General features: G+C 67.8%; 22 protein-coding genes, 1 tRNA gene and 1 pseudogene. 14 read left to right on the top strand and 10 right to left on the bottom strand.

The features are described 5' to 3' along the window. Nucleotides 1-25 precede the first annotated feature (25 nt). Nucleotides 26-481, bottom strand: coding sequence for a TRAM domain-containing protein (locus F3H10_RS00445; RefSeq protein ID WP_149782893.1), 456 nt, complete (start codon nt 479-481; stop codon nt 26-28). Nucleotides 482-649: 168 nt separating this feature from the next. Between F3H10_RS00445 and F3H10_RS00440 the strand changes: the two genes are divergently transcribed. Then, a complete protein-coding gene (locus F3H10_RS00440) occupies nt 650-1,888 on the top strand; it encodes a mandelate racemase/muconate lactonizing enzyme family protein (RefSeq protein WP_149782892.1) in 1,239 nt (412 codons plus the stop codon). Between the two features lie 166 nt (nt 1,889-2,054). Here F3H10_RS00440 and F3H10_RS00435 read toward each other — a convergent pair whose 3' ends face one another. Then, a complete protein-coding gene (locus F3H10_RS00435) occupies nt 2,055-2,828 on the bottom strand; it encodes a PHP domain-containing protein (RefSeq protein ID WP_149782891.1) in 774 nt (257 codons plus the stop codon). Nucleotides 2,829-2,945: 117 nt separating this feature from the next. Between F3H10_RS00435 and F3H10_RS00430 the strand changes: the two genes are divergently transcribed. After that, nucleotides 2,946-3,968, top strand: a complete 1,023-nt coding sequence (locus tag F3H10_RS00430; protein ID WP_149782890.1) for an acetamidase/formamidase family protein — start codon at nt 2,946-2,948, stop codon at nt 3,966-3,968. Nucleotides 3,969-3,993: 25 nt separating this feature from the next. Here F3H10_RS00430 and F3H10_RS00425 read toward each other — a convergent pair whose 3' ends face one another. Next, a complete protein-coding gene (locus F3H10_RS00425) occupies nt 3,994-5,166 on the bottom strand; it encodes an MFS transporter (RefSeq protein WP_149783173.1) in 1,173 nt (390 codons plus the stop codon). Between the two features lie 206 nt (nt 5,167-5,372). Continuing rightward, a complete protein-coding gene (locus F3H10_RS00420; RefSeq protein ID WP_149782889.1) occupies nt 5,373-6,287 on the bottom strand; it encodes a PLP-dependent cysteine synthase family protein in 915 nt (304 codons plus the stop codon). A gap of 152 nt (nt 6,288-6,439) precedes the next feature. Between F3H10_RS00420 and F3H10_RS00415 the strand changes: the two genes are divergently transcribed. Together F3H10_RS00415 and F3H10_RS00410 are read left to right on the top strand one after the other, a co-directional pair. Continuing rightward, nucleotides 6,440-6,814: a TlpA family protein disulfide reductase gene (locus tag F3H10_RS00415; protein ID WP_149782888.1), complete on the top strand. Its 375-nt coding sequence runs from the start codon at nt 6,440-6,442 to the stop codon at nt 6,812-6,814. A 516-nt stretch (nt 6,815-7,330) separates the two neighbouring features. After that, nucleotides 7,331-8,251, top strand: a complete 921-nt coding sequence (locus tag F3H10_RS00410; protein ID WP_188127830.1) for a PQQ-binding-like beta-propeller repeat protein — start codon at nt 7,331-7,333, stop codon at nt 8,249-8,251. Between the two features lie 69 nt (nt 8,252-8,320). On the opposite strand, the gene F3H10_RS00405 is transcribed toward F3H10_RS00410, so the two are convergent. Beyond that, the gene (locus tag F3H10_RS00405; RefSeq protein ID WP_149782886.1) at nt 8,321-9,088 is read right to left on the bottom strand and encodes a hypothetical protein; all 768 of its coding nucleotides are present in this window, start codon (nt 9,086-9,088) and stop codon (nt 8,321-8,323) included. Between the two features lie 387 nt (nt 9,089-9,475). Between F3H10_RS00405 and F3H10_RS16490 the strand changes: the two are divergent. Both F3H10_RS16490 and F3H10_RS16195 read left to right on the top strand, forming a co-directional pair. Continuing rightward, nucleotides 9,476-9,763, top strand: a pseudogene (locus tag F3H10_RS16490) (HU family DNA-binding protein); the annotation flags it as partial. A gap of 39 nt (nt 9,764-9,802) precedes the next feature. Further along, nucleotides 9,803-10,201: an HU family DNA-binding protein gene (locus F3H10_RS16195; protein ID WP_223174162.1), complete on the top strand. Its 399-nt coding sequence runs from the start codon at nt 9,803-9,805 to the stop codon at nt 10,199-10,201. Nucleotides 10,202-10,414: 213 nt separating this feature from the next. On the opposite strand, the gene F3H10_RS00395 is transcribed toward F3H10_RS16195, so the two are convergent. Then, nucleotides 10,415-10,488, bottom strand: a tRNA-Tyr gene (locus tag F3H10_RS00395). Between the two features lie 165 nt (nt 10,489-10,653). On the opposite strand from F3H10_RS00395, the gene F3H10_RS00390 reads away from it, so the two are divergent. Both F3H10_RS00390 and F3H10_RS00385 read left to right on the top strand, forming a co-directional pair. Further along, a complete protein-coding gene (locus F3H10_RS00390; RefSeq protein WP_149782884.1) occupies nt 10,654-11,574 on the top strand; it encodes a hypothetical protein in 921 nt (306 codons plus the stop codon). A 180-nt stretch (nt 11,575-11,754) separates the two neighbouring features. After that, nucleotides 11,755-14,538, top strand: coding sequence for an ATP-dependent helicase (locus F3H10_RS00385; protein WP_223174161.1), 2,784 nt, complete (start codon nt 11,755-11,757; stop codon nt 14,536-14,538). A gap of 28 nt (nt 14,539-14,566) precedes the next feature. Here the strand turns inward: F3H10_RS00385 and F3H10_RS00380 are convergent, their stop codons facing one another. Both F3H10_RS00380 and F3H10_RS00375 read right to left on the bottom strand, forming a co-directional pair. Continuing rightward, complete coding sequence (locus F3H10_RS00380) at nt 14,567-14,755, bottom strand: hypothetical protein (protein WP_149782882.1); 189 nt, start codon at nt 14,753-14,755, stop codon at nt 14,567-14,569. Between the two features lie 87 nt (nt 14,756-14,842). Then, on the bottom strand, nt 14,843-15,823 hold the full coding sequence (locus F3H10_RS00375) for a formyltetrahydrofolate deformylase (RefSeq protein WP_149782881.1): 981 nt from the start codon (nt 15,821-15,823) through the stop codon (nt 14,843-14,845). A 179-nt stretch (nt 15,824-16,002) separates the two neighbouring features. On the opposite strand from F3H10_RS00375, the gene purS reads away from it, so the two are divergent. The 3 genes from purS to F3H10_RS00360 all read left to right on the top strand — a co-directional run bounded on the left by purS (nt 16,003) and on the right by F3H10_RS00360 (nt 17,388). Next, nucleotides 16,003-16,254: a phosphoribosylformylglycinamidine synthase subunit PurS gene (gene purS, locus F3H10_RS00370; protein WP_149782880.1), complete on the top strand. Its 252-nt coding sequence runs from the start codon at nt 16,003-16,005 to the stop codon at nt 16,252-16,254. Further along, nucleotides 16,251-16,928 carry a phosphoribosylformylglycinamidine synthase I gene (gene purQ / locus F3H10_RS00365; RefSeq protein ID WP_149782879.1) on the top strand — a complete coding sequence of 226 codons (678 nt, stop codon included), beginning with the start codon at nt 16,251-16,253 and terminating at the stop codon, nt 16,926-16,928. The genes purS and purQ overlap by 4 nt, the downstream gene beginning before the upstream one ends. 67 nt (nt 16,929-16,995) lie before the next feature. Beyond that, complete coding sequence (locus tag F3H10_RS00360; RefSeq protein ID WP_149782878.1) at nt 16,996-17,388, top strand: VOC family protein; 393 nt, start codon at nt 16,996-16,998, stop codon at nt 17,386-17,388. A 22-nt stretch (nt 17,389-17,410) separates the two neighbouring features. Here the strand turns inward: F3H10_RS00360 and F3H10_RS00355 are convergent, their stop codons facing one another. Beyond that, a complete protein-coding gene (locus tag F3H10_RS00355; protein WP_149782877.1) occupies nt 17,411-17,689 on the bottom strand; it encodes an acylphosphatase in 279 nt (92 codons plus the stop codon). Nucleotides 17,690-17,868: 179 nt separating this feature from the next. On the opposite strand from F3H10_RS00355, the gene F3H10_RS00350 reads away from it, so the two are divergent. The 3 genes from F3H10_RS00350 (at nt 17,869) to F3H10_RS00340 (ending at nt 19,785) form a co-directional block, all read left to right on the top strand. Then, a complete protein-coding gene (locus tag F3H10_RS00350; protein ID WP_223174149.1) occupies nt 17,869-18,609 on the top strand; it encodes a DUF5058 family protein in 741 nt (246 codons plus the stop codon). After that, complete coding sequence (locus tag F3H10_RS00345) at nt 18,610-19,350, top strand: hypothetical protein (RefSeq protein ID WP_149782876.1); 741 nt, start codon at nt 18,610-18,612, stop codon at nt 19,348-19,350. It begins immediately after the preceding gene. Nucleotides 19,351-19,434: 84 nt separating this feature from the next. Continuing rightward, on the top strand, nt 19,435-19,785 hold the full coding sequence (locus F3H10_RS00340) for a DUF4870 domain-containing protein (protein ID WP_149782875.1): 351 nt from the start codon (nt 19,435-19,437) through the stop codon (nt 19,783-19,785). Nucleotides 19,786-19,878: 93 nt separating this feature from the next. Here F3H10_RS00340 and F3H10_RS00335 read toward each other — a convergent pair whose 3' ends face one another. Continuing rightward, a complete protein-coding gene (locus F3H10_RS00335; RefSeq protein WP_149782874.1) occupies nt 19,879-21,396 on the bottom strand; it encodes an aldehyde dehydrogenase family protein in 1,518 nt (505 codons plus the stop codon). Nucleotides 21,397-21,399 lie beyond the last annotated feature (3 nt).

Below are 21,399 nucleotides of genomic sequence, written 5' to 3'. Positions count from 1 at the left end.
CTCCGTGGCTTCGGGGGAAAAGGCGTCAGTCGTCGAGAACGGACGCGAACGAGACGTTCTCGCGGACGCTCGTGATCTCCACCGTGACCTCGTCGCCGAGCCCGGCGTCGGGGACGATGACGACGTACCCGCGCTCGATCTTCGCGATTCCGTCGCCCTTGTCGCCGAGCGTCTCGATCGTCACGTCACGGACCTCGCCCTCCTCGACGGGCGGCCCGGACGCGGTGTGCCCGGCTCCGGGTCCGGCGCTTCCGCCGTTCGACCGGGGGGATCCGTCCGAGTCCGACGAGGTCCGCGTGCCGGTCCCGCCGTCCGTGCCCCGCCGGTCGCGCTCGATCACCGCGACGCGGTACGTCTCGCCGGCCGTCACGGCCCCGTGTTCGATCTCGCGTTTCGGTACGGACACCACGTAGCCGCCCTCGCCGTCGGCTTCCAGCTCCGCGGTGAACAGACAGGTGAGCGACTCGGTTATTTCGACCATACGACCCGTTCGCGGGGGGTTAAGGAAAACGCTCCCCTTCGTTTCTCCGGAAACGCGCCTCTTTTTTTCCGTTGCTTCTCGAGCCGCCGGTTCGTTCGCTCCCGGTGCGAACGCCCGCGTTCGACACGGAGCATAAACGCTTACTGTGATCCGAATTAACGTCTCGGCATGAGCAGGAACTACGAGTCGCTTCACGACCCGAACGCGGAGTACACGATGCGGGAGCTCTCCGCCGAGACGATGGACGCAACCCGTTCGCGCGGCGGCGGTCGCGACCTCGAGATCACGGACGTCCAGACGACGATGGTCGACGGCAACTTCCCGTGGACGCTCGTGCGCGTCTACACCGACGCGGGCGTGGTCGGGACCGGCGAGGCCTACTGGGGCGCGGGCGTACCCGAGCTGATCGAGCGGATGAAGCCGTTCGTCGTCGGCGAGAACCCGCTCGACATCGACCGCCTCTACGAGCACCTGATCCAGAAGATGTCCGGCGAGGGGTCCGTCGAGGGTGTCACCGTCACGGCCATCTCCGGGATCGAGGTGGCGCTTCACGACCTCGCGGGCAAGGTCCTCGAGGTGCCCGCCTACCAGCTGCTCGGCGGGAAGTACCGCGACCGGATGCGCGTCTACTGCGACTGCCACACCGAGGAGGAGGCCGACCCCGAGGCGTGTGCCGACGAGGCCGAACGCGTCGTCGACGAGCTCGGCTACGACGCGCTCAAGTTCGACCTCGACGTTCCGTCGGGGCTCGAGAAGGACCGCGCGAACCGCCACCTCCGTCCCGGGGAGATCCGCCACAAGGCGGAGATCGTCGAGAAGGTCACGGAGCGCGTGAAGGACGAGGCCGACGTCTCCTTCGACTGTCACTGGACGTTCTCGGGCGGCTCCGCGAAGCGGCTGGCGGACGCCATCGAGGAGTACGACGTCTGGTGGCTCGAGGACCCCGTCCCGCCGGAGAACCTGGAGGTTCAAGAGGAGGTCACGAAGAACACGACCACGCCGATCGCGGTGGGCGAGAACCGCTACCGCGTCACCGAGCTCCGCCGGCTCATCGAGAACCAGGCGGTCGACATCGTCGCGCCGGACCTGCCGAAGGTCGGCGGGATGCGCGAGACGCGGAAGATCGCGGACGTGGCGAACCAGTACTACGTGCCGGTCGCGATGCACAACGTCGCCTCGCCGGTCGCGACGATGGCGGCCGCCCACGTCGGCGCGTCCATCCCGAACTCGCTCGCCGTCGAGTACCACTCCTACGAGCTCGGCTGGTGGAGCGACCTCGTCGAGGAGGACGTCATCGAGGACGGGTACATCGAGGTGCCCGAGGAGCCCGGTCTCGGCGTCACGCTGGACATGGACGCCGTCGAGGAGCACATGGTCGAGGGCGAGGAGTTGTTTGACGAGGCGTAGCTTCGTCGGGCTCGGAGATCTCTGATTTCCGGTGTTTGACTGAGCGGTAGCGAAGTCAAGCTCGCCTGACGGAGTCAGGCGGTGTTCGACTGAGCGAAGCGAAGTCGAGCCAGCAGCGCGGAGCGCTGCGTCGTTCGACGAGGCGTAAGCCGAAGTCGAGACCGCCTCACCGAGCGTCGATCTCGACCGGTTCGAGCCCGCGGTCGTCGAGCTCCTCGCGGGTCCCGACCGCCCGCGGGTCGATCGCGTCCGGATCGTGGCTGTCCGTCCCGACGGTTACCTCGATCCCGTGATCGACGAGCGCGTCGAGGAACGCCGGCGCGGGGTGGAACTCGCCGTACTCGTCGAGCAGCCGACCCGCGTTGATCTCCGGCACCGTCCGGGATCGCTCGAAGGCGGCCGCGACCCGCTCGTAGTGCTCCACCGTCGCGAACCCGCGCAAGTGGGGGTTCCGCTCGATCAGGTCGGGGTGTGCCGCGATCGCGAACAGCTCGGCGTCGACCAGCGCGACCAGCTTCTCGAAGTAGCGGTCGACGAGGTCGCGGCGCTCGGCCGCCGAACGTTCCGCGAAGTACGACCGCGCGTGGACGTTGACGCCCTCGAGGTCGTGGACGCTCCCGATCGCGTAGTCGAACCCCGCCTCCTCGAGGAACGTCCGGATGGCGTCCTCGTGGTCGGGATGGTAGTCCATCTCGACGGCGTCGAAGACGGGGATCCCGGCGCGGTCGCGGGCGACGTCGATCGCCTCCCGGCGACGCTCGTAGGTCGCGTCGAGGTTGAACCCGAGCAGCCGTTTCCGTCGACGTGCGCCCTCCTCGGGGATCACGGAGCAGTGGTCGGCGATCCCGATCCCGTCCAGCCCGGCGGTCTCCGCCGCAGAGACCATCGCCTCGAGGAACGACCCGTCCGAGTACGTCGAGTGGACGTGGTAGTCGTACATGCCGGAGGTGGGGCGGCGGGAGACACGTACCTTGCGGTGACGCCGCGGCGCGGAGACCCGCTCGGGGTGCGCGGAGTCGGTCGATTTTAAGTCGATCGGCAATAATTCCGATAGTGTATGACACGCACGGACGGCGGCGACGGCGAGAGCGACGGCGCGCGAACCGACGGCGGAAGCGAGAAACGCGAGTACACGATCGACCACCACCTCTCGGACGCCGAGGAGAACGTCCACCGGGTCTGGGACAACTCGCTGGACCCGATCCTGACGGTCTCCGACGGCGACGTGGTCCGGTTCGAGTGCCGCGACGCGGTCGACCGCCAGCTCGACACGGAGTCGACCGCCGAGGACTTCGCGAACGTGAGCTTCGATCCGGTCCACCCCCTCACGGGCCCCGTCGCCGTCGAGGGCGCGGAGCCGGGCGACGTGATCCAGGTGGATCTCCTCGACTTCCAGCACAAGGGATGGGGGTACACCGGCTTCATGCCGGGGGAGATGGGCCTCGGACTGCTCCCCGAGGACTTCCCCGACGCCGACCTCCACGTCTGGGACCTCCAGGGCGACGTGGGCCACTTCGTGAACGGGATCGAGGTGCCGCTCGATCCCTTCCCGGGCGTCATCGGCCTCGCCCCGGGCGAGGACGGCGAACACGACACCCTCCCGCCGCGGTCCGTCGGCGGGAACATGGACGTGAAACACATGACCGCGGGGTCGACGGTGTACCTCCCAGTCGAGGTCGCCGGCGGGCTCTTCTCGACGGCCGACTGTCACGCCGCCCAGGGCGACGGCGAGGTGTGCGTCACCGGCGTCGAGGCACCGATGTTCGTCACGGCGCGGTTCACGCTCAGGGAGGACATGTCGATCGAGCAGCCGCAGTTCGAGACGACCGGGCCGTTCACCCCCACCGGTCACGACGAGCCGATGTACGGCACGACGGGGATCAGCGACGACCTGATGGAGGCGACGAAGAAGGCGACCCGACACATGATCGACCACCTTGCGGAGCACCGCGACCTCACGCGCGGGGAGGCGTACATCCTCTGTTCGGCCGCGATGGACCTGAAGGTGAGCGAGGTCGTCGACGCGCCGAACTGGACCGTCTCGGCGTACATCCCCGAGAGCATCTTCCCGGAGGCGTGAGCGTCGGGGGCGGGGACCGGCGGGCTCAGTACCCGGTCCCGAGGGCCGCGTTGCCGGCGATGACGAGGAACGCGACGGCGAAGAGGCCGGCGAGCACGCCGAAGGAGACCGCCCAGCCGAACAGGTCGGCGGTGAGGCCGACGCCGACCGACCCCGCGGAGCCGATGACGGTGTAGACGGTTCGGACGAGCCCGAATCCGGCGCCCCGCTCGGCCTCGTTCATGGCGTCCATGAACCGCGGGTCGATGGCGGAGAAGAAACTCGAACCGAAGCCCGCGAGCAGGACGGCGACCGCGAGGCCGGCGTATCCGGGCAGCGCCACGAAGCCGGCCGCACCGAGGGCCCCGGAGAGCATCGCGGCCCCGATCGCGCCGTCGCGGCCGGCCCGGTCCGAAACCCGTCCGATGACGACCTGTGCGCCCGCCCGGACGACGAAGAACGCCGAGAAGACGCCGCCCGCGAACGACGGCGAGTAGCCCCGGAAGTCGACGAGGAACGTCGGCAGAAACGAGATGACGCCCTGCGCCACGTAGGTGCCGATCGTCGCGATCGCGAGCGGGAGGAGGACGCTCGGCCGCGAGAGGAGTTCGACGAGCGGACCGAGCCGCAACCGGTCGCGCATGGGCTGCTCGGGCCGTCGCGGCTCGGTCGGCCGGATACGCCAGGCGAACAGCACGAAGATGGGGACGCCGACGAGCGCCGCGAGCGCCACGCCCGGCCGCCAGCCGTACCGAACGCCGACCCACGCGGCGGCGACCGGCGCGACGAGCCCCGCCAGCGGGCCGCCGATCGAGTGGAGCCCCACCGCGGTGCCGAGGTCGTCGAACGTCCGCGAGAGCAGCGTCGTCGCCACCGCGTAGTGGAGCCCGGCGACGAGCCCGAGGAGGAACGCGATCAGCACGAACGCGGGAAAGACCGGCGCGAACGCGAGCAGGAGGCTCGCCGTCGTCGTCCCGCCGACGGCGACGAGGATCACCCGTCGCTCGCCGTACCGGTCGGCCAGGATCCCGCTCGGGAACTGCGAGATCCCGTAGGCGAGCCACATCCCCGAGAGCGCCACGCCGACCGCGGTGTTCGAGACGGCGAAGTCGGCGGTGATGAAGGGAACGACCGGACTGATCGCCAGCCGGGCGAAGTACGTCACGAAGAAGGCGAGCATACACAGCGTCAGGACCGTGTGGCGGTATCGCCAGTTCACGGCGACCACTGCCTCCGGTTCCTCCGGGTCCGTCGATCCGATCGGTCCGACGGGACGAGTATACGGGTCACGCTCTACGTTGGTCGTACCGAGACCCAGTAATAAACCGTCGGCTAGCGGCCGAACCGACCGTCGTCTCCTAGTCGATCGAACCGCTCTACCGGATCGCGTCGGGATCGACCCGGCTCACCGACCGTGCCGCTCGGCTAATCGAACGTCCCGGCAGTGAGATATCGCTCCCCGCTGTCCCAGAAGACGGTGACCACGAGCGGCTCGTCGCCCGCGTACTCCTCCGACTCGCGGAGTTCCTCGGCGACCGACTTCGCGGCGAGGTTCGACCCGCCGGAGGACTGTCCGACGAGGATCCCCTCCTCGCGTGCCAGCCGGCGGCATTCGGCTTCGGCCGCCTCGAGGTCGACGACGTGGACGTCGTCGATCAGCTCCCGGTCGAGGTTCTCCGCGACGAACCCCGGTCCCATCCCCTGGAACTCGTCGCCGGTGACCTCCTCGCCGGAGAGGACCGCGCTGCCGGCCGGCTCGACCGCGTCGATCCGCACGTCGGGGAACGTCTCGCACAGGTGACGGCCGGTCCCCGAGAGCGTCCCGCCGGTGCCGACGCCGGCGACGAACGCGTCGACGGTGCGGTCGCCGACCTGCTCCGCCACCTCGGGGCCGGTGGTCTCGTAGTGGGCCCGCGGGTTCGCGGGGTTCTCGAACTGCCGGAGCTGGACCATTCCCTCCTCGCGTTCGAGTTCGTCCGCGCGCGCCTTCGCCGCGGAGATGTCGCCGTCGACGACCTCGACGGTCGCGCCGTACGCCCGCATCAGCCGGCGGCGCTCGACGGACTTGCCCGCGGGGATCACGAGGGTCACGTCGTATCCCTTCACCGCGCCGACCATCGCCATGCCGATGCCCGTGTTCCCCGAGGTGGGCTCGACGATGCCGTCTCCCGGGTCGAGCTCGCCGTCCCGCTCCGCGGCCTCGATCATGTACAGCGCCGGGCGGTCCTTCGCGGACCCGCCCGGATTGCGCGACTCGACCTTCGCTGCGACCGTCGTCCCCGGGGGCGAATCCACTCGGACCAGCGGCGACCCGAGCCCCTCCAGGATGTCCTCGTCCATCGTGTTCCCGGAGGGCGCGACGACTCAAATGCCCGACGGACTCCGGCAAGGTCCTCGGGCGGTCACGGTCGAGCCGTCGGGTTCGATCGGCGAGCGCGGCCATCGTCGCCGCCGCCGCGCCGTTCATAACCCTCGCCGCCCAACACGGGGGCATGACCCTCGAAACGCTCGCGCCCGACTCGTCGTTCGACCCCGATACCCACGATCCGACCGTTCTCGACGCCCTCGCGGGCGACTACCGGTACAAGGTGTGGGGCGGAGACTGGTGTGGCGACTGTCAGCGACAGCTTCCGGCGTTCGGGGCCGCGCTCGAGGCCGCGGGCGTCCCCGACGACCGGATCGAGTCGTTCGCGGTGACCAAAGGGCCGAACGGGAAGGAGGGTCCCGGCGTCGAGGAGTACGGCGTCGACCTGATCCCGACGGTCGTCGTCGAGGACGCCGACGGCGAGGAACTCGCGCGCTTCGTCGAGGACGCGGACGTCTCCATCGCCGAGGCGCTCGCCCGCGACCTCGCGGACGCCGAGTAGTTCGACAACTTCAGCCGCTCGACGAGCGAGCGACCGTCAGGTTCGGAAGACCGGCCTCGTTGAGACCCGCAATCGGTGATGGAGTTCCGTGGGTGTGCTGAATACGGGGCGCGTATCCGACGGAGCGTTACCGTGTGAACCACTGTGGAGAGTTCAGAGACACCCGTTTTTCCCCTCTCACAGACAAAGCCTATACCGGACCGATCGAAGCCATCACGTATGTCTTCTCGCTCGAGACGCCGAGTCCTCCGCGGCGGTCTCGTCACAGCGACGGCGTGTCTTGCGGGATGTGTATTCTCTCAAGACGAGGAAGGCGAAGAGAACGAGACCGGACGAACGCTTCACGAGTCGGACGTCACTCTCGATTCGACGGCGTCATGGCCGAGTTACAGGCGTGATGCTCGCAACACCGGGTACGATCCCGGCGTCTCGGGTCCGAGAGATGACGCTACAGTCGCTTGGCGGTACAGTGCCCATACTGAGGCGGAGTCGGGCGTCGTTGTTGCCGGCGAGCAAGTGTATGCCGGCGGATTAGTCCTTGACGGGGAGACCGGCCAGCGGATCGGCGGGGAGTGGGGTGGCCACACGAGCACTCCAACAGTCGCCGACGGGACGCTCTTCGTTCCCACGTTCGACCTCGAGGGACGAGACGCCGCGACCGGCGAGCTCGATTGGACGTTCGAGCCCGACTCACGGTCCGGTGGACTGGGGGGAGTGACCGTCGCGAACGAGACGGCGTACGTTCTGGGGAAACTCGGACGGCCGCTCGTGTATGCGATCGATGTCGGAACGGGTGAAGAGGAGTGGCGGTGGACTCCCGACCGAGACGAGGTCGGTTCGATCCGGTCGCCGCTCGCGGTCGCCGACGACACCGTCTATCTCGTCGACGAGGACGGGACGGTGTGTGCCATCGACGGCGAAACGGGCGACGAGGAGTGGCGACGGCCGACGTTTGTCAGAACGTCCGGTTCCCCGGTCGTCGTCGATGGGACGGTGTATTTCGGCTCACGAGACGGCGAAGCGACCGCGCTCCGTGCCGAGGACGGGGAACCACGATGGCGTACGAGACTCAGTCACGAGTCGGAGGAGACCGTCGCGGCCACGCCCGATGCGGTCTTCGCGGCCGGGGCCGACGGAACCGTAACGCGTCTCTCGACTGTAGACGGGACGATCGAGTGGGAACGGCAATTTGACGACGTCAGACGACTCGGCTCACCGACGGTGGCCGGCGACACCGTCTACGTGGGGTCCCGAAGCGACGGAACGGTCCTCGCTCTCACAGCAGCTGACGGAACGGAAAACTGGCGCGTCGAGACGCGGAGCGTCTTGTTCGGGGACTACACTCGCGTCGGAGTCGTCGACGGTCCGGCCGTAGTCGATGGTGTCGTGTACGTTGCGACGGAGCCCGGCGACGTGTACGCGATCGCGGAGCTGTGACGGGTACGAAGAGCAGTTAGCGACGTGGAGTGTCCGGAACGGAACCGCCGTGGTGAACGGGTGTCTCCGCTATTCGATCTCCAGCCGCCAGACACCGTCAGCCTCGATCTCGATCCACGCAACGCCGGCCGGATCCGCACGCGATTCGCCGGAGAACTCGCCGATCTGATTGAACACGACCTCGTCCGGAGACCCACCGCTGGCGTTTTGGTTGTAGACCTCGACGACGAAATTCCCGCCGTCAGACTCGTGCTCGCCGATAAACGTCGTCGTCTCCGTGAGCTCGACCGGTCCGACTACTGCGTGTCCGTCGCCACCGGCACTGACGCTCGGGGTCCGGATCTCCTCCGGCGGCGCAAACGGCTGCCCGACCGTCATCGACCAGTCTCTTTCGGTTGCAACGGCGAAGTCGTAGTCCCCGCTATCGGCCGCAAAGCAAGCGGCTCCGGTCGTAGCAGGGCTGTTGACTACGAGTCCTCCTACCGAGCCATCAGTCTCTACGATGAAGTCGTCCTCACCATCGTGTTCAAACGCGACGACCGTGAGTGCCGATCGAAGTGGAACGTCATCTATGCCGGCCGAGGCGTCACTAGTGAACGTCTTACTCTGCGGATCGAACAACGGATGATCGGTGTCGAGCGTCTCTCTGATGTCCAACAACGTGCTCGCATCTGAGCGCTTCGCGTCACTGTCCGGTCCGGTCGAGTCCCGTTCCCGTACCACCTCGTCCTCCGTCTCCGATTCGGTAGACTCCTCACTGTTATCTGGACCCGATTCGCTCGGTTCCTCAGCGTGGTTCGTGCCTCCACAGCCAGCAAGTGCGGCTACTCCCGTCACCGATAGTCCCAGTACGGTTCGGCGACCAAGGGGACGCGTGTGCGGTAGACCAGTCATTACGACCTGTTCTGACACCTGACTGATAAGGGCTGTGGGCCTTCCGTACGTTCTCCTCTCGTGTTACGTTTCAACGATTCTATAGAATACAGCGGGCGTATCGGTCACCAGTTCGACGCACGATGTCATCGATTTGGATCGGTTAGTACGCCGGGTGAACTCGGTGCCGGTGTGAAGTATGTTTTCGCGGAGTGTCCCCGTTCCACGGAGAACGTTCCGGTCCGTGCTCGATGTTAGCTAAATGTAGGATACAATATGATAACACTAAAGTGAAATTTTAAATATGTTTATATAGTTATAGAGCATCAGAAGACTGTGAGTAAAGGTATCATGTCCCAAAACGATCTCTCGCGGCGAACCGTACTGCGGAGGGGTGCCATCCTCTCGACGTCCCTCGGGCTGGGCGTGTTAACGATGACCGGTCAGACCGCGGCGATGAACAAAGCGGAACTGATCGAGTCGATGGCGAGTGAGTCCGGACTGAGCAAGTCGGACGCGAAGCGGGCGCTCGACGCGTTCACCGACACGACGACGAAAGCCTTGGAGAAGGGCGATAGCGCCGTACTAGTCGGATTCGGGTCGTTCAGTATCTCGAAGCGCTCCGCTCGGACGGGGCGAAATCCGAGGTCCCGAAACGGGCCTGTAGACGACTCGCCGGTGACGTTCGACGCCTGCCCGGAGTTCGCGGCCGCCCTCGATCTCAACCCCGGCAAGGGTGACGAGGCCAGCGCCAAGTGCCGGGACGCCGACGTGGTGATCGACGCGGAGTACATCGCGAGTGAAACTGGGCGCAGGTCGCACGAGGGGTTATCGGAGGACGACGCGAAGCGGGCGCTCGAGGCGTTCATCAACGTGACGACGAAGGCTCTGAAGAAAGGTGATCGGCTGTCGGTGGGTGGGAGAGAGGACGAGAATAGGGGGTTCGGCACGTTCAGCATCTCGAAGCGGTCTGCCCGGACCGGACGGAACCCGCAGACCGGAAAGGAGATCCAGATCGCGGCGAAGTCCGTGGTCAAATTCAAGGCGGGTGCCGAACTCTCGAAGGCCGTCAACTAACTACGTCCTCTGTATCTCGCACGCCGATTCTGTCATCGGCTGGGGAGTTCAGCAGAGTGAAAGAACGCACTTCCGGTCTCGATAAACACCGACGGCGAGTGACACACCTCGAGCTTGGTCAGCTGTTCAACTCACGGACGGATTGCGGTAATTACACGAGAGACGCTGCGCTGTCCCGTGATCATCTCGGCTGCAATCCGTTACGTGAGGAAGTCCGCCCTCCCCGAATTGAACGGGGGACAAGCCGATCTACAGTCGGCTGCTCTACCAGGCTGAGCTAAGGGCGGTCACTGAATTCTAGCCGCTGGATCCGACTTAAGGGTTCCCTTTCGACGCCGGTGCGGGCCGGAGTATCGCACGCCGGAAGCGCCGCGGCGACCGTACTCCTCACGTGATCGCGACCACGAACGCGGCGCGCCGTCGTTAAGTCGGTCGCGGCTGGAGCGGTGTACATGAGCGACGACGGACCGGAGCGACAGGCCACCTTCGGGGCCGACGGCAGCCTCGAGACCGACACCACGCCGGAGGCGACCGGCGAGAACGACTTCGGCGGGCGGAAGGCCGAAAACGAGACCGACGGCGGCTACAGCCGGTACGCCGTCTCCAGCCTCCTCCAGAAGGCGGTTCGCCGCTCCGACGAGGAAGTCGCGGCGTGGGCCGCCTGGGAGCTCGCCCGCTCGGGATACGCCTGGAACCTCTGGGACCGGCTGAACCTCTACGTCGTCGAGGACCTCCGTGCGGGAAGCGAGGTCGCCCTGACGATCGAGCGCTACGAGGAACTCGCCACCGAGCGCTGGGAACCCGACGGGTGGCGCGGCCGGCTGTGTGCGGTCCACGGCGCGCTCGCGGCCGCCCGCGCTCGATCGACCCGCGAGGCGAGCAACGCCGACGCCTACTTCTCGGCGGTTGCCGAGGAGCGCGCCGAGGCCCGCGAACGCGGCGAGGAACCCGACGACGACTTCCCCGCCGGCGACCTCGAGGCCGGCGGCGAGTTCGACGTCGCCCTCGACGGCCACACCGGCGAGGGGGCCAAACGCGACCGCGGGACGCGCTTCTTCAAGACCCGTGGCGCGCGCGTCGGACCCGAGGGCGAAGCGGAGACGAGCGCCCGCTGGCAGCGGCTCGCGATGTCGCTCGACGACGACGTCGACTACTCGGCCGCCGAACTGGATCACGCCGTCGCGCCGGTGGATCCTGACGACCCGTGGACGGAGCCCGAGGAGATCGGTAGCGACGACGGGATGGGTCACGGGAGTGACGGGACGGGAGACGACGAGGACGAGACGGGCGGCGACGGCACGGCGGACGACGGCACGACGAACGACGAGGGCGACGCGAGCACGACGGGATCCCTGACCGACTTCTCTGAGTAGCGTGACGGAAGGGGTTCGATCCGGAACCCGACACAACCGCTTTCAGGCCGCGTCACCACGGATCAGGTCGTGACCGACGACGCGGGCGGGACGGGAGGATCCAGTCCCGAAGCGACCGAAGCCGCCGATGAGGCGACCGGATCCGACGCCGAGGCGAGGGCGAGGCGGCTCCTTCGGGAGATCGGAGCGGACCGGGACTGGCCGTTCGACCCGGAGACGGTCCCGATCGACGACGCGGCCGTCCTCGAGCACCTCTCGCCCGTCGTTCGCCGGTGGTGGGTCGAGACGTTCGGCGCGTACGTCGCGGGGAACGGCGGGCTCTTCACCCCGCCACAGCGCGGGGCGATCCCGCACGTCGCCGCCGACCGGAACTGTCTCGTGGCCGCACCGACGGGCAGCGGGAAGACGTTGGCGGCGTTCACCGCCGTCCTCGACGACCTCTTCGCGCGCGACCGCGCCGGCGACCTGGAGAACTCGGTGTACTGTCTGTACGTCTCGCCGCTCAAGTCCCTCGCGAACGACATCGAGCGCAACCTCGAGACGCCCCTCGCGGAGCTTTCGGAACGGATCGCGGCGGGCGACGGCCGTGATGGCCACGACGACCGTGACGACGGCGACGACGCCGCCGGCAGCGACGACCACGACGGCGAGCCGGACGTGCGCCAGGCGATACGCCACGGCGACACCGACGACGCCGACCGCCGGGCGATGCTCGAGGAGACCCCGCACGTCCTCAACACCACGCCGGAGACCCTCGCGATCCTGCTCAACGCGCCGAAGTTCAAGGAGAAGCTCCGCACCGTCGAGTACGTGATCGTCGACGAGATCCACTCGCTGGCGGCGAACGAACGCGGGACGCACCTCTCCGTCTCGCTCGAGCGCCTGGAAGCCCTCGCCGACGGCTCGCCGACCCGGATCGGCTGTTCGGCGACGGTCGATCCCCTGGAGGGGGTCGCGGAGTTCCTCGTCGGCCGCGAGCGGGTCGCCGGCGCGGTCGGCGACCCCGACGGGTTCACGGCCCGCGAGTGCGAGGTCGTCGACGCGCGGTTCGGCCGGGAGTTCGACCTCGAGCTTCGGACGCCGGCCGCCGACCTCGTCCACACGCCGCGGTCGGTCGTCACCGACCGGTTCTACGCGGAGCTCCGGGAGCTGATCGAGGGCCACGAGAACACCCTCGTGTTCACGAACTCCCGGTCGGGAGCCGAACGCGTCCTCAGGGAGCTCAGGGAGCGGTTCGACTACGACGAGTCGGACTCCGGCTGTCACCACGGGAGCCTCGGGGAGGCCCAGCGGCTCCGGATCGAGGGGGGACTGAAGACCGGCGACCTCGACGTGGTCACCACCTCGACCAGCCTCGAACTCGGCATCGACATGCCCCACCTCGATCTGGTCGTCCAGGTCGGGTCGCCGAAGTCGGTCGCGGCGCTCCTCCAGCGGGTCGGGCGGGCGGGCCACAGTCCGGGCGAGACCGTCACTGGACGGGTGTTCGCGCTCGATCGCGACGAGCTGGTGGAGTGTGCGGCAACGGTCGCCCGCGCGGAGGCGGGGTTCGTCGACCGGGTCGTCGTCCCCGAGAACGCCGCCGATGTCGCCGCCCAACACGTGTACGGGATGGCGATAAACCGGATCCGTCCCGACCGGGAGATCCGTGAGGTTCTCCGGCGAGCGTGGCCCTTCCGGAACTTCGACGCGGAGCGCTACGAGTCGCTGATGCGGTACCTCACCGCGGACTACGAGGGGCTGATCGACCGGAACGTCTACCCGAAGGTGTGGCGGGACGCGAACGACCCGCCGGGAGGCGACCACCACCACGAGGGGTTCCCGGTCGGCGAGACGCTCGTCGGCAAGCGCGGCCGGCTCGCCCGCGTCATCTACATGACCAACGTCGGGACCATCCCCGATTCGTTCAGCTGCGACGTGTACGCCGGTGGAGACGAGCGGGTCGGGACCCTCGACGAGGCGTTCCTCGACACGATCGGGCCCGGCGACGTGTTCGCGCTCGGCGGCGAGCGGTTCGCCTTTCGCTACCGCCGCGGCTCGAAGGTGTACGTCGACCGGACCGAGGAGCGGGCGACGGTCCCCACCTGGTACGCCGAGCGGCTCCCGCTGTCGGCCGACCTCGCCCGCGAGGTGCTCGCGTTCCGGGAGGAGCTGCTCGACCGGTTGGAGGACGGCGGCCCGCCAGCGGTCCGCGCGTGGCTCCGCGGGCACTCCCTCGACGGGAACTCGGTCCGAGCGATCGCCCGCATGTACGACGAACAGGTGCGGTACGCCGGCGTCGAGAGCGTTCCGACGCCCTCGCGGGTCGTCGTCGAGGAGGAGCTCGATCGGGAGGCGTACAAGCGGCGGTTCTACGTCCACGCGCCCTACGGCAGGCGGTTCACCGAGGGCCTCTCGCGGCTGGTCGCCGCCGAGTGCTCGCGCCGGACCGATACCGACGTCGTCCGCGCGGTCGACGACGCCGGGTTCAGCCTCGCCGTCCCGTTGAACCGCAAGGTCGACGTGGCGGGCGTCCTCGAGGACCTCGACCCGACCGAGGTCCGGAAGGACCTCCGGGACGCGCTCGAGGGGACCGACCTCCTGAAACGCACCTTCCGGATCGTCGCCGGCCGGGCGCTCATGCTGTTGAAACGCTACAAGGGTCGCGAGAAGACCGCCGCCCAACAGCAAGTATCCGCGGAGATGCTGCTCCCGTTCGTCGCCGACCTCAAGGACTTCGCCGTGATGGAGGAGACCTACCGCGAACTCCTGGAGGACGACCTCGACGCGGCCGGGATCCGCGACGTGCTCGAGGGGATCGAGAGCGGGAGGATCCGGGTCGTCCACCACACGACGGACTCCCCGACGCCGCTGTCGTTCGGGTTGGCGACGCTCGTCGACTCCGACGCGGTGATCGAAGAGGACGAGTCGACGGTGCTCCGGGAGTATCACGCCAGCGTGATGGCTGCGATCGGGGAGGAGTGAGGCGGACGAGTCGGACCCGTCACCGAGGTCACGCGAGGCCGAGGACGCCGGGCGGAACCTCCGGAAGCCCCTCGAGCACGAAGACGGTGTAGTAGAGCAGGACGACGAGGACGACGGCCGACAGGAGAACGAGAAGGACGACGATCACGCGGTCGTCGGTCCGGATCGTCGCTCGGGCGTCGTTCGCGAGCGGTCGGTCGCCGTCACGTCCACGCATCGGTGGATGTAGGCGACATCGCGGATAAAAACGCCGTGGTCGTTCAGGGTCGCACATCGGATCGCCCGGGCGGCGAGCGATCCGCCCTCAGTCGGATCCGGGCGTCGGCGGGTCGGGCCGCGTCAGCGGCTCGCCGTCGACCGGCTCGTCCGGGTTGGCCTCGCTCGCGACCGCGGGGAGCCCGAGGTCCGGCTCCGCGTCGGTCCCCTCGCGCACGTGAACGGTGCCGCGGTGGACCGCGATCGCGTCCGCCAGGTGGAGCCGGACCGCCTCCAAGAGGACCTCGGCCTCGAGGGGTTGCCCGCGGCGTTTGATCTCCTCGACGGTCGCGCCGTCGGGCACGTCGAAGGCGCGCTGGGCGATGACCGGCCCCTGATCGAGGTCGGTCGTCACGTAGTGGGAGGTGACGCCCGCGATCCGGACGCCGGCGTCCTTCGCCTGCCGGTACGCCTCCGCGCCGGGGAAGGCCGGCAGGAGCGAGGGGTGGACGTTGACGATCCGACCCTCGTAGCGGAAGACGACCTCCGGCGAGAGGATGCGCATGTAGCGGGCCAGCGCGAGCAGGTCCACGTCGTACTCGGCCAACAGGTCGAGCAGCCGACCCTCGTCGGTGTTGCCGCTCCCGTCGCCCACGTCGTAGAAGGGCTTGTCGTAGCGCTCGGCGAGCGAGCGCAGGTCGCCGCGGTTGCCGATCACGACCGGGATCTCGGCCTCGCCGTCCTCGGCGAGCTCGCCGTTCGCCTCCGCCTCCAGCATCGCCTCGGGGACGTGGGTCTCCTTCGTGACGAGCAGCGCGACCCGTCGGGCGTCCCGGTCGCTCGGGAACCGCACCTGGATGTCGACGTCGAGGTCGCGGCCGAGGTCGGCGAGCGCGCGACGAAGCTCGCCGCGTGAGGTGGTCATCTCCGCGGCGTCGACCCGGGTGGTCATCCGGAAGACGCCGTCGCGGACCGCCTGGTCGAGCCCCTCGATGTTGATCCCCCGCTCGAACAGCAGGGACGTGACCCGCGCGATGAGTCCCGTCTCGTCTCCTCCGACGACCGTGATCTCGGTCAGTTCGCGGGTCATGCGCCGATCACCTCCGCCGGTTCGAACGGTGGCATACACTCACGCCAAGCCACGGAGGGGTTTGCCCCTTTCGTTCCGTCCCGCCGTGGTTTCCGACGATCGACCGAAATAGATCCATGCTCGTGTATAGACGAGGCGTTCCAAAACGGTTTTTACACACGACTCCGCACTCTCACGCGATGACCGAATTCACCGCGACCGTGACGGTCCGGCTGAAACGGGGGGTGCTCGACCCGGAGGCCGAGACGACGAAGCAGGCGCTCGAACGCCTCGGGTTCGAGCTCTCCGCGCTCCGCTCGGCCGACCGGTTCGAGCTCGACCTCGAGGCCGAGGACGCCGCCGCGGCCGAGGCGCGAGCCGAAGAGATGGCCGAGCGGCTGCTCGCGAACCCCACGATCCACGACTACGACGTCGCGGTCTCGGAGCGATGACGGTTTCCGTCGTCCAGTTCGGCGGGTCCAACTGCGACCGCGACGCGGTCCGCGCCCTCCGACACCTCGGGATCGACGCCGAGCGCGTCTGGCACGAGGACGGCCTCCCCGCCGAGCCCGACGGGATCGTCCTTCCGGGCGGCTTCTCGTACGGCGACTACCTCCGGGCGGGCGCGATGGCCGCGCGCGCGCCGGTCATGGAGGAAGTTCGGGAGGCGGCCGAGTCGGGCGTCCCCGTGCTCGGCGTCTGTAACGGCGCGCAGATCGGTTCGGAGTCCGGACTCACGCCCGGCGCGTTCACGACCAACGCCTCCGCGCGGTTCCAGTGTGAGCCCGTCCACCTCCGCGTCGAGCGCGCGGACACCCCCTGGACCGCCGCCTACGACGAGGGCGACACCATCGAGGTCCCGATCGCCCACGGTGAGGGGCGCTTCGAGATCGAGGCCGACGCCCACGACGAGCTCGTCGCCGAGAACCGGGTGCTCTTCCGCTACTGCGACGAGACCGGGGCGGTCACCGACGCGGCGAATCCGAACGGCTCGACCGACAACGTCGCCGGCGTCCTCGGCGAGCGCGAGACGGTCGCGGTGTTGATGCCCCATCCGGAGCGCGCGACGCTGCCCGACGTGGCGACGAGCACCGACGGTGCGGGGATGCTCGAGGCGTTCGCCTGAGCCCCGTGACTCGGTCCGAACGCTCTCGGCCCCACGGTTTTTGCGACTCGGTCCCGAACCCTCGTCCGTGAAGGCACGACACATCGACCACGTCAACCTCCGGATCCCCGAGGACGGCGTCGAGACGGCCCGGGAGTTCTACGGCGATCGGCTCGGCTTCGGGATCGAGGACGCGCCGTTCCGGGCGGACGAGAAGCCCTTCTTCGACGTGCGGCTCTCGGCGACCGGCGTGATCCACCTCTGGCCGACCGCGGAGTTCGACCCGCCGGAGGCGACGAACTACGACCACGTCTGCGTCGTCGTCGAGGAGTCGCTCGAGGCGATCGAAGCGGAACTCGCCGAGGCCGGCGTCGAACTCGAGCGGACGCTGGAGTCGCCGCTCGGCGCGACCGGAGAGGCTGTGGCCGCGTACGTCCGGGACCCGTTCGGCTACCGGATCGAACTCAAAGAGCGGGTCTGAGATCGGGGCTTCCGGACGCCGCTCACCGGCGGACCTCGAACCCGTCTATCCCCTCCGGCTCCCCGTAGGTCGCGTCGACGTCGTCGACCTCGGCGGCCGGGCTTCCCGTGTGACACCACTCGACCATCGCCTCGACGGCGGACTCGGGTCCCTCGAAGACGGCCTCGACGCGCCCGTCGTCGAGGTTTCGGACCCAGCCGTCGACGCCTCGCTCGCGGGCGGTGTCCCGCGTCGTCGCGCGGTAGAAGACGCCCTGAACGCGTCCGGAGACGTACACGTGTGCTCGCGTTCGTGACGACATACGGCAGGGGTTCGCCCCGTCATCGGGTAAAAACGGCGGTGTGGGCGCGGTCGGTTCGGGGTCGGATCCCGTTCGACATCGCGTCGATTCGGCGTCGGAGCCCGCACGATCGGAGGAGACGGCGAGTGCCGCGATCCTCGCTGATTTTATATGAGGATACGAGAGTCTCAGGGTCGAGAATGCTATCGCTGGCAAGTACCCCGGCGTATCTGGACGTCGCCAACAGCCACTGGTTGTGGCTCTCGACGCTTCCGGTCGTTCTGGTCGTTCTGTTACAGGCATCGATCTTCCTCCGACGGGCGTGGAGCGACGGAAAGGAGATGGGACTGTCCGAAGAGCAGTTGAGATCGGGATTCAAGACGGGCGTGATATCGGCGATCGGACCCGCCGTCGCGGTGCTGGTCGGGATGTTGGCGCTGATCGCCACCGTCGGCGGTCCGGTCGCGTGGATGCGTCTCTCCGTGATCGGGTCGGTCGCGTTCGAGCTCCCGGCGGCCGAGTTGGGCGTGAGCCAGTTCGGATACAGCCTGGGCGACGAGAACATATCCGAGACCGCGTACGCGACGGCGGTCTGGACGATGACCCTGGGTGGAACCGGCTGGTTGCTGTTCTCCGCCTTCGGGACGCCTCACATGGAAAAGCTGCGACAGAAGATGGGGAACGGCCGGGAGAAGCTCATTCCCGTCATCAGTTCCGCGGCGATGCTCGGCGCGTTCGCGTACTTCCTGACGGGGGAGGTCGCGGCGGGAACGCCCGAGACCGGATCGGTCGCGACCGGAGGGATCGTGATGTTGATCCTGTTACGGATAGCGGACGAGCGGGACGTCCAGTGGCTCCGGGAGTGGGCGCTCGGAACCGCGATGATCGTCGGCCTCGTCGTCGGCGTGGCACTCCAGGTAACGGTAGGGAGTTGGTGGTAGATGTCCGGAAACGAGTCACACGCGTCCACCGACGGCGGCACGAACGTCTACGAGGACAGTTTCATCCCGTACGTCAACGCCTGGGGCCGGAGGACGAACCTCCTCGCGGTGGCGCTCTCGTTCGGGCCCGCGGTGGTCCTGTTGACGGTGTTCGACATCGCCCCGCCGACGGAGGCCGTCACGAGCGCGTTCGTCGCGGTCGCGGCGACGTACGGCATCTTCTGGTTCATCGAGCCGATATCGTACTACCCCGTGTTGGGGATCCCGGGAACGTACATGGCGTTCCTCTCCGGGAACATCTCGAACCTTCGGCTCCCCTGCGCTGCCGCGGCACAGGAGAGCGCCGACGTCCAGACCGGGACCTCGGAGGGGAGCATCATCTCGACGATCGCGATCGCCGCCTCCATCGGCGTCAACACGACGCTTCTCGGCGTGGGCGCGTTCGCCCTCGTGTCCGCGTTCCAGGCGCTTCCCGAGCTGTGGCGGACCGCGCTCGGGTCGTATCTCGTTCCGGCGGTGTTCGGAGCGATCTTCGCGCAGTTCGGTCGGGACTACCCGAAGGTGGCCGGCGTCGGGTTCGTGCTGGCGCTGGCGATGACGATGCTGCTCGAGGGAGGGTTCCTCGGGTTCCTGCCGGGATACCCGCTCTACGTGGTGATCATCGTGTCCGTCTTCGGAACGATCCTGGTCGCCCGCTGGATGTGGGAGAACGGGATGCTCGAACCGCCTGAGGAGTCCTGAAAACGGCGGGAACGCTGCGAAAGATCCCGCATCGAAGGGATATCGACGCAATATTTATCAGGGCCGTGTCTGATCGGTGAACACATGTCAGTCGAATCCAACGACGGCGAGTCTCGGACGGTCGAGGGTGACACGACCCTGGCGGCGTTGGCACACGCATCGGCGCTCGTTGCGTCGATACTCGGGCCTGTCCTGTTCCTGGTGCTCGCGGACGACGACGACGAGCTGGTGAGAGAGAACGCGAAGAACTCGTTGAACTTCCAGATCGTGATGTTCGTCGCGTTCGTGGTCTCCGGAATCCTGACGATCGTGCTCGTCGGCCTCCTGTTGCTCCCGATCTTCGCGATCATCGACCTCGTACTGGTGCTCATCGCCACGGTGAAAGCCAACAACGGCGAGGTGTACGAGTACCCGTACACGCCGAGCATCGTCTAGGACCGCGGCAGGGAATCGTCGAACCGAGACAGGTTCCGAACGTTTCGCCGACGATGCCCGGATCTCCCGAGCGTTTCCACGTTTTCCGGCCGATCAGTCGTCGGTCTTGATGTCCGCCGAGAGGCCCTGTGCCATCTCGATCTCCTTGGAGTTGTTCAGCGTCCAGGCGGTTCGGTCGGTGACGGCCTCGATGGCCTCACGCGCGGAGGGGTACCCGTTGCCGGACTTCTTGACGCCGCCGAAGGGCAACTGGACCTCCGCGCCGATACACGGCAGGTTGCCGTACGCCAAGCCGATCTCGGCGCGGTCGCGGTAGTAGTTGATCTGACGGTAGTCCTCCGAGATGATCGCGCCGGCGAGCCCGTAGTCGGTGTCGTTCTGGATCTCGACGGCCTCCTCGATGTCGCCGTCGTACTCCATGAGCGCGACGTGGGGGCCGAAGACCTCCTCGTGGGTACACGTCAGGTCGGCGTGGGCGTCGGCCTCGTAGACGAACGGACCGACCCAGTAGCCGTCCTCGTGGCCGTCCGGGATCTCCTCGTCGTCGAGTTCGGTCCGGTCGACGAGCACGTTCACGCCCTCCTCCCGGGCCTGCTCGTTGTTCCGGGTGACCTTCTCGTGGTGTTCCTCCTCGATGAGCGGGCCCATGAAGGTGTTCTCGTCGAGCGGGTCGCCGACCGAGACGCTCTCCGCGACCTCGACGAAGCGCTCCTTGAACTCGTCGTACACGTCCGTGTGGACGATCAATCGCTCGGAGGAGACACAGCGCTGGCCGGTGGTCTTAAAGGATGACATGACCGCCGAGTGGACCGCGATGTCGAGGTCGGCCTCCTCGGTGATCACGATGGCGTTCTTGCCGCCCATCTCACAGGCCGCGCGCTTGCCGGCGACGCCGCCGAGCTTGTCCTGGATCAGGTGGCCGACCTCGGCCGATCCGGTGAAGATGACGGTGTCGACGTCGTCGTTCTCGACGATCGCGTTGCCGGCGTCGCCGTATCCCTGGACCATGTTGAAGACGCCGTCGGGGATGCCCGCGTCCTCGAACATCTCCGCGATGACCTGCGCACACCACGGGGTCTGCTCGGCCGGCTTGAACACGACCGTGTTCCCCTCGACCAGCGCGATGGCCATGTGCCAGTACGGGATGGCGACGGGGAAGTTCCACGGCGTGATACAGCCGGTGACGCCGCGGGGTTTCCGGCGCATGTAGGCGTCCTTCGCGGGGATCTCCGAGGGGACGATGTCGCCCTTGGGGTGGCGGGCGTCGCCGGCGGCCCATTCGACCATGTGGGCGGCCTCGACCACGTCGGCTTTGCCCTCGCTTATCTCCTTGCCGCACTCCTTGGTGACGATCTCGCCGAGCTCGTCGGTGCGCTCGCGGAGCTCGTGGTAGACGTCCCAGAGGTACTCCGCTCGGTCGATCCGGGAGAGTTCGCGCCACTCCTCGAACGCCTCGTCGGCGGCGTCGACCGCGCGGTCGACGTCGGCGGGCGTCCCCTTCCGGAACTCGCCGAGCGTCTCGCCGGTCGCGGGGTTCTCGCTCTCGAAGGTCTCCGTTCCCTCGCCTTCGACCCACTCGCCGTCGATGTAGTGTTTGTAGGCGTCTGCCATGGG

This window comes from Halorubrum aquaticum (genome assembly GCF_900113615.1).
Classification (GTDB): domain Archaea; phylum Halobacteriota; class Halobacteria; order Halobacteriales; family Haloferacaceae; genus Halorubrum; species Halorubrum aquaticum.
Note: the sequence above shows the minus strand (reverse complement) of the source record. Positions and strands in the feature narration are given on the sequence as shown.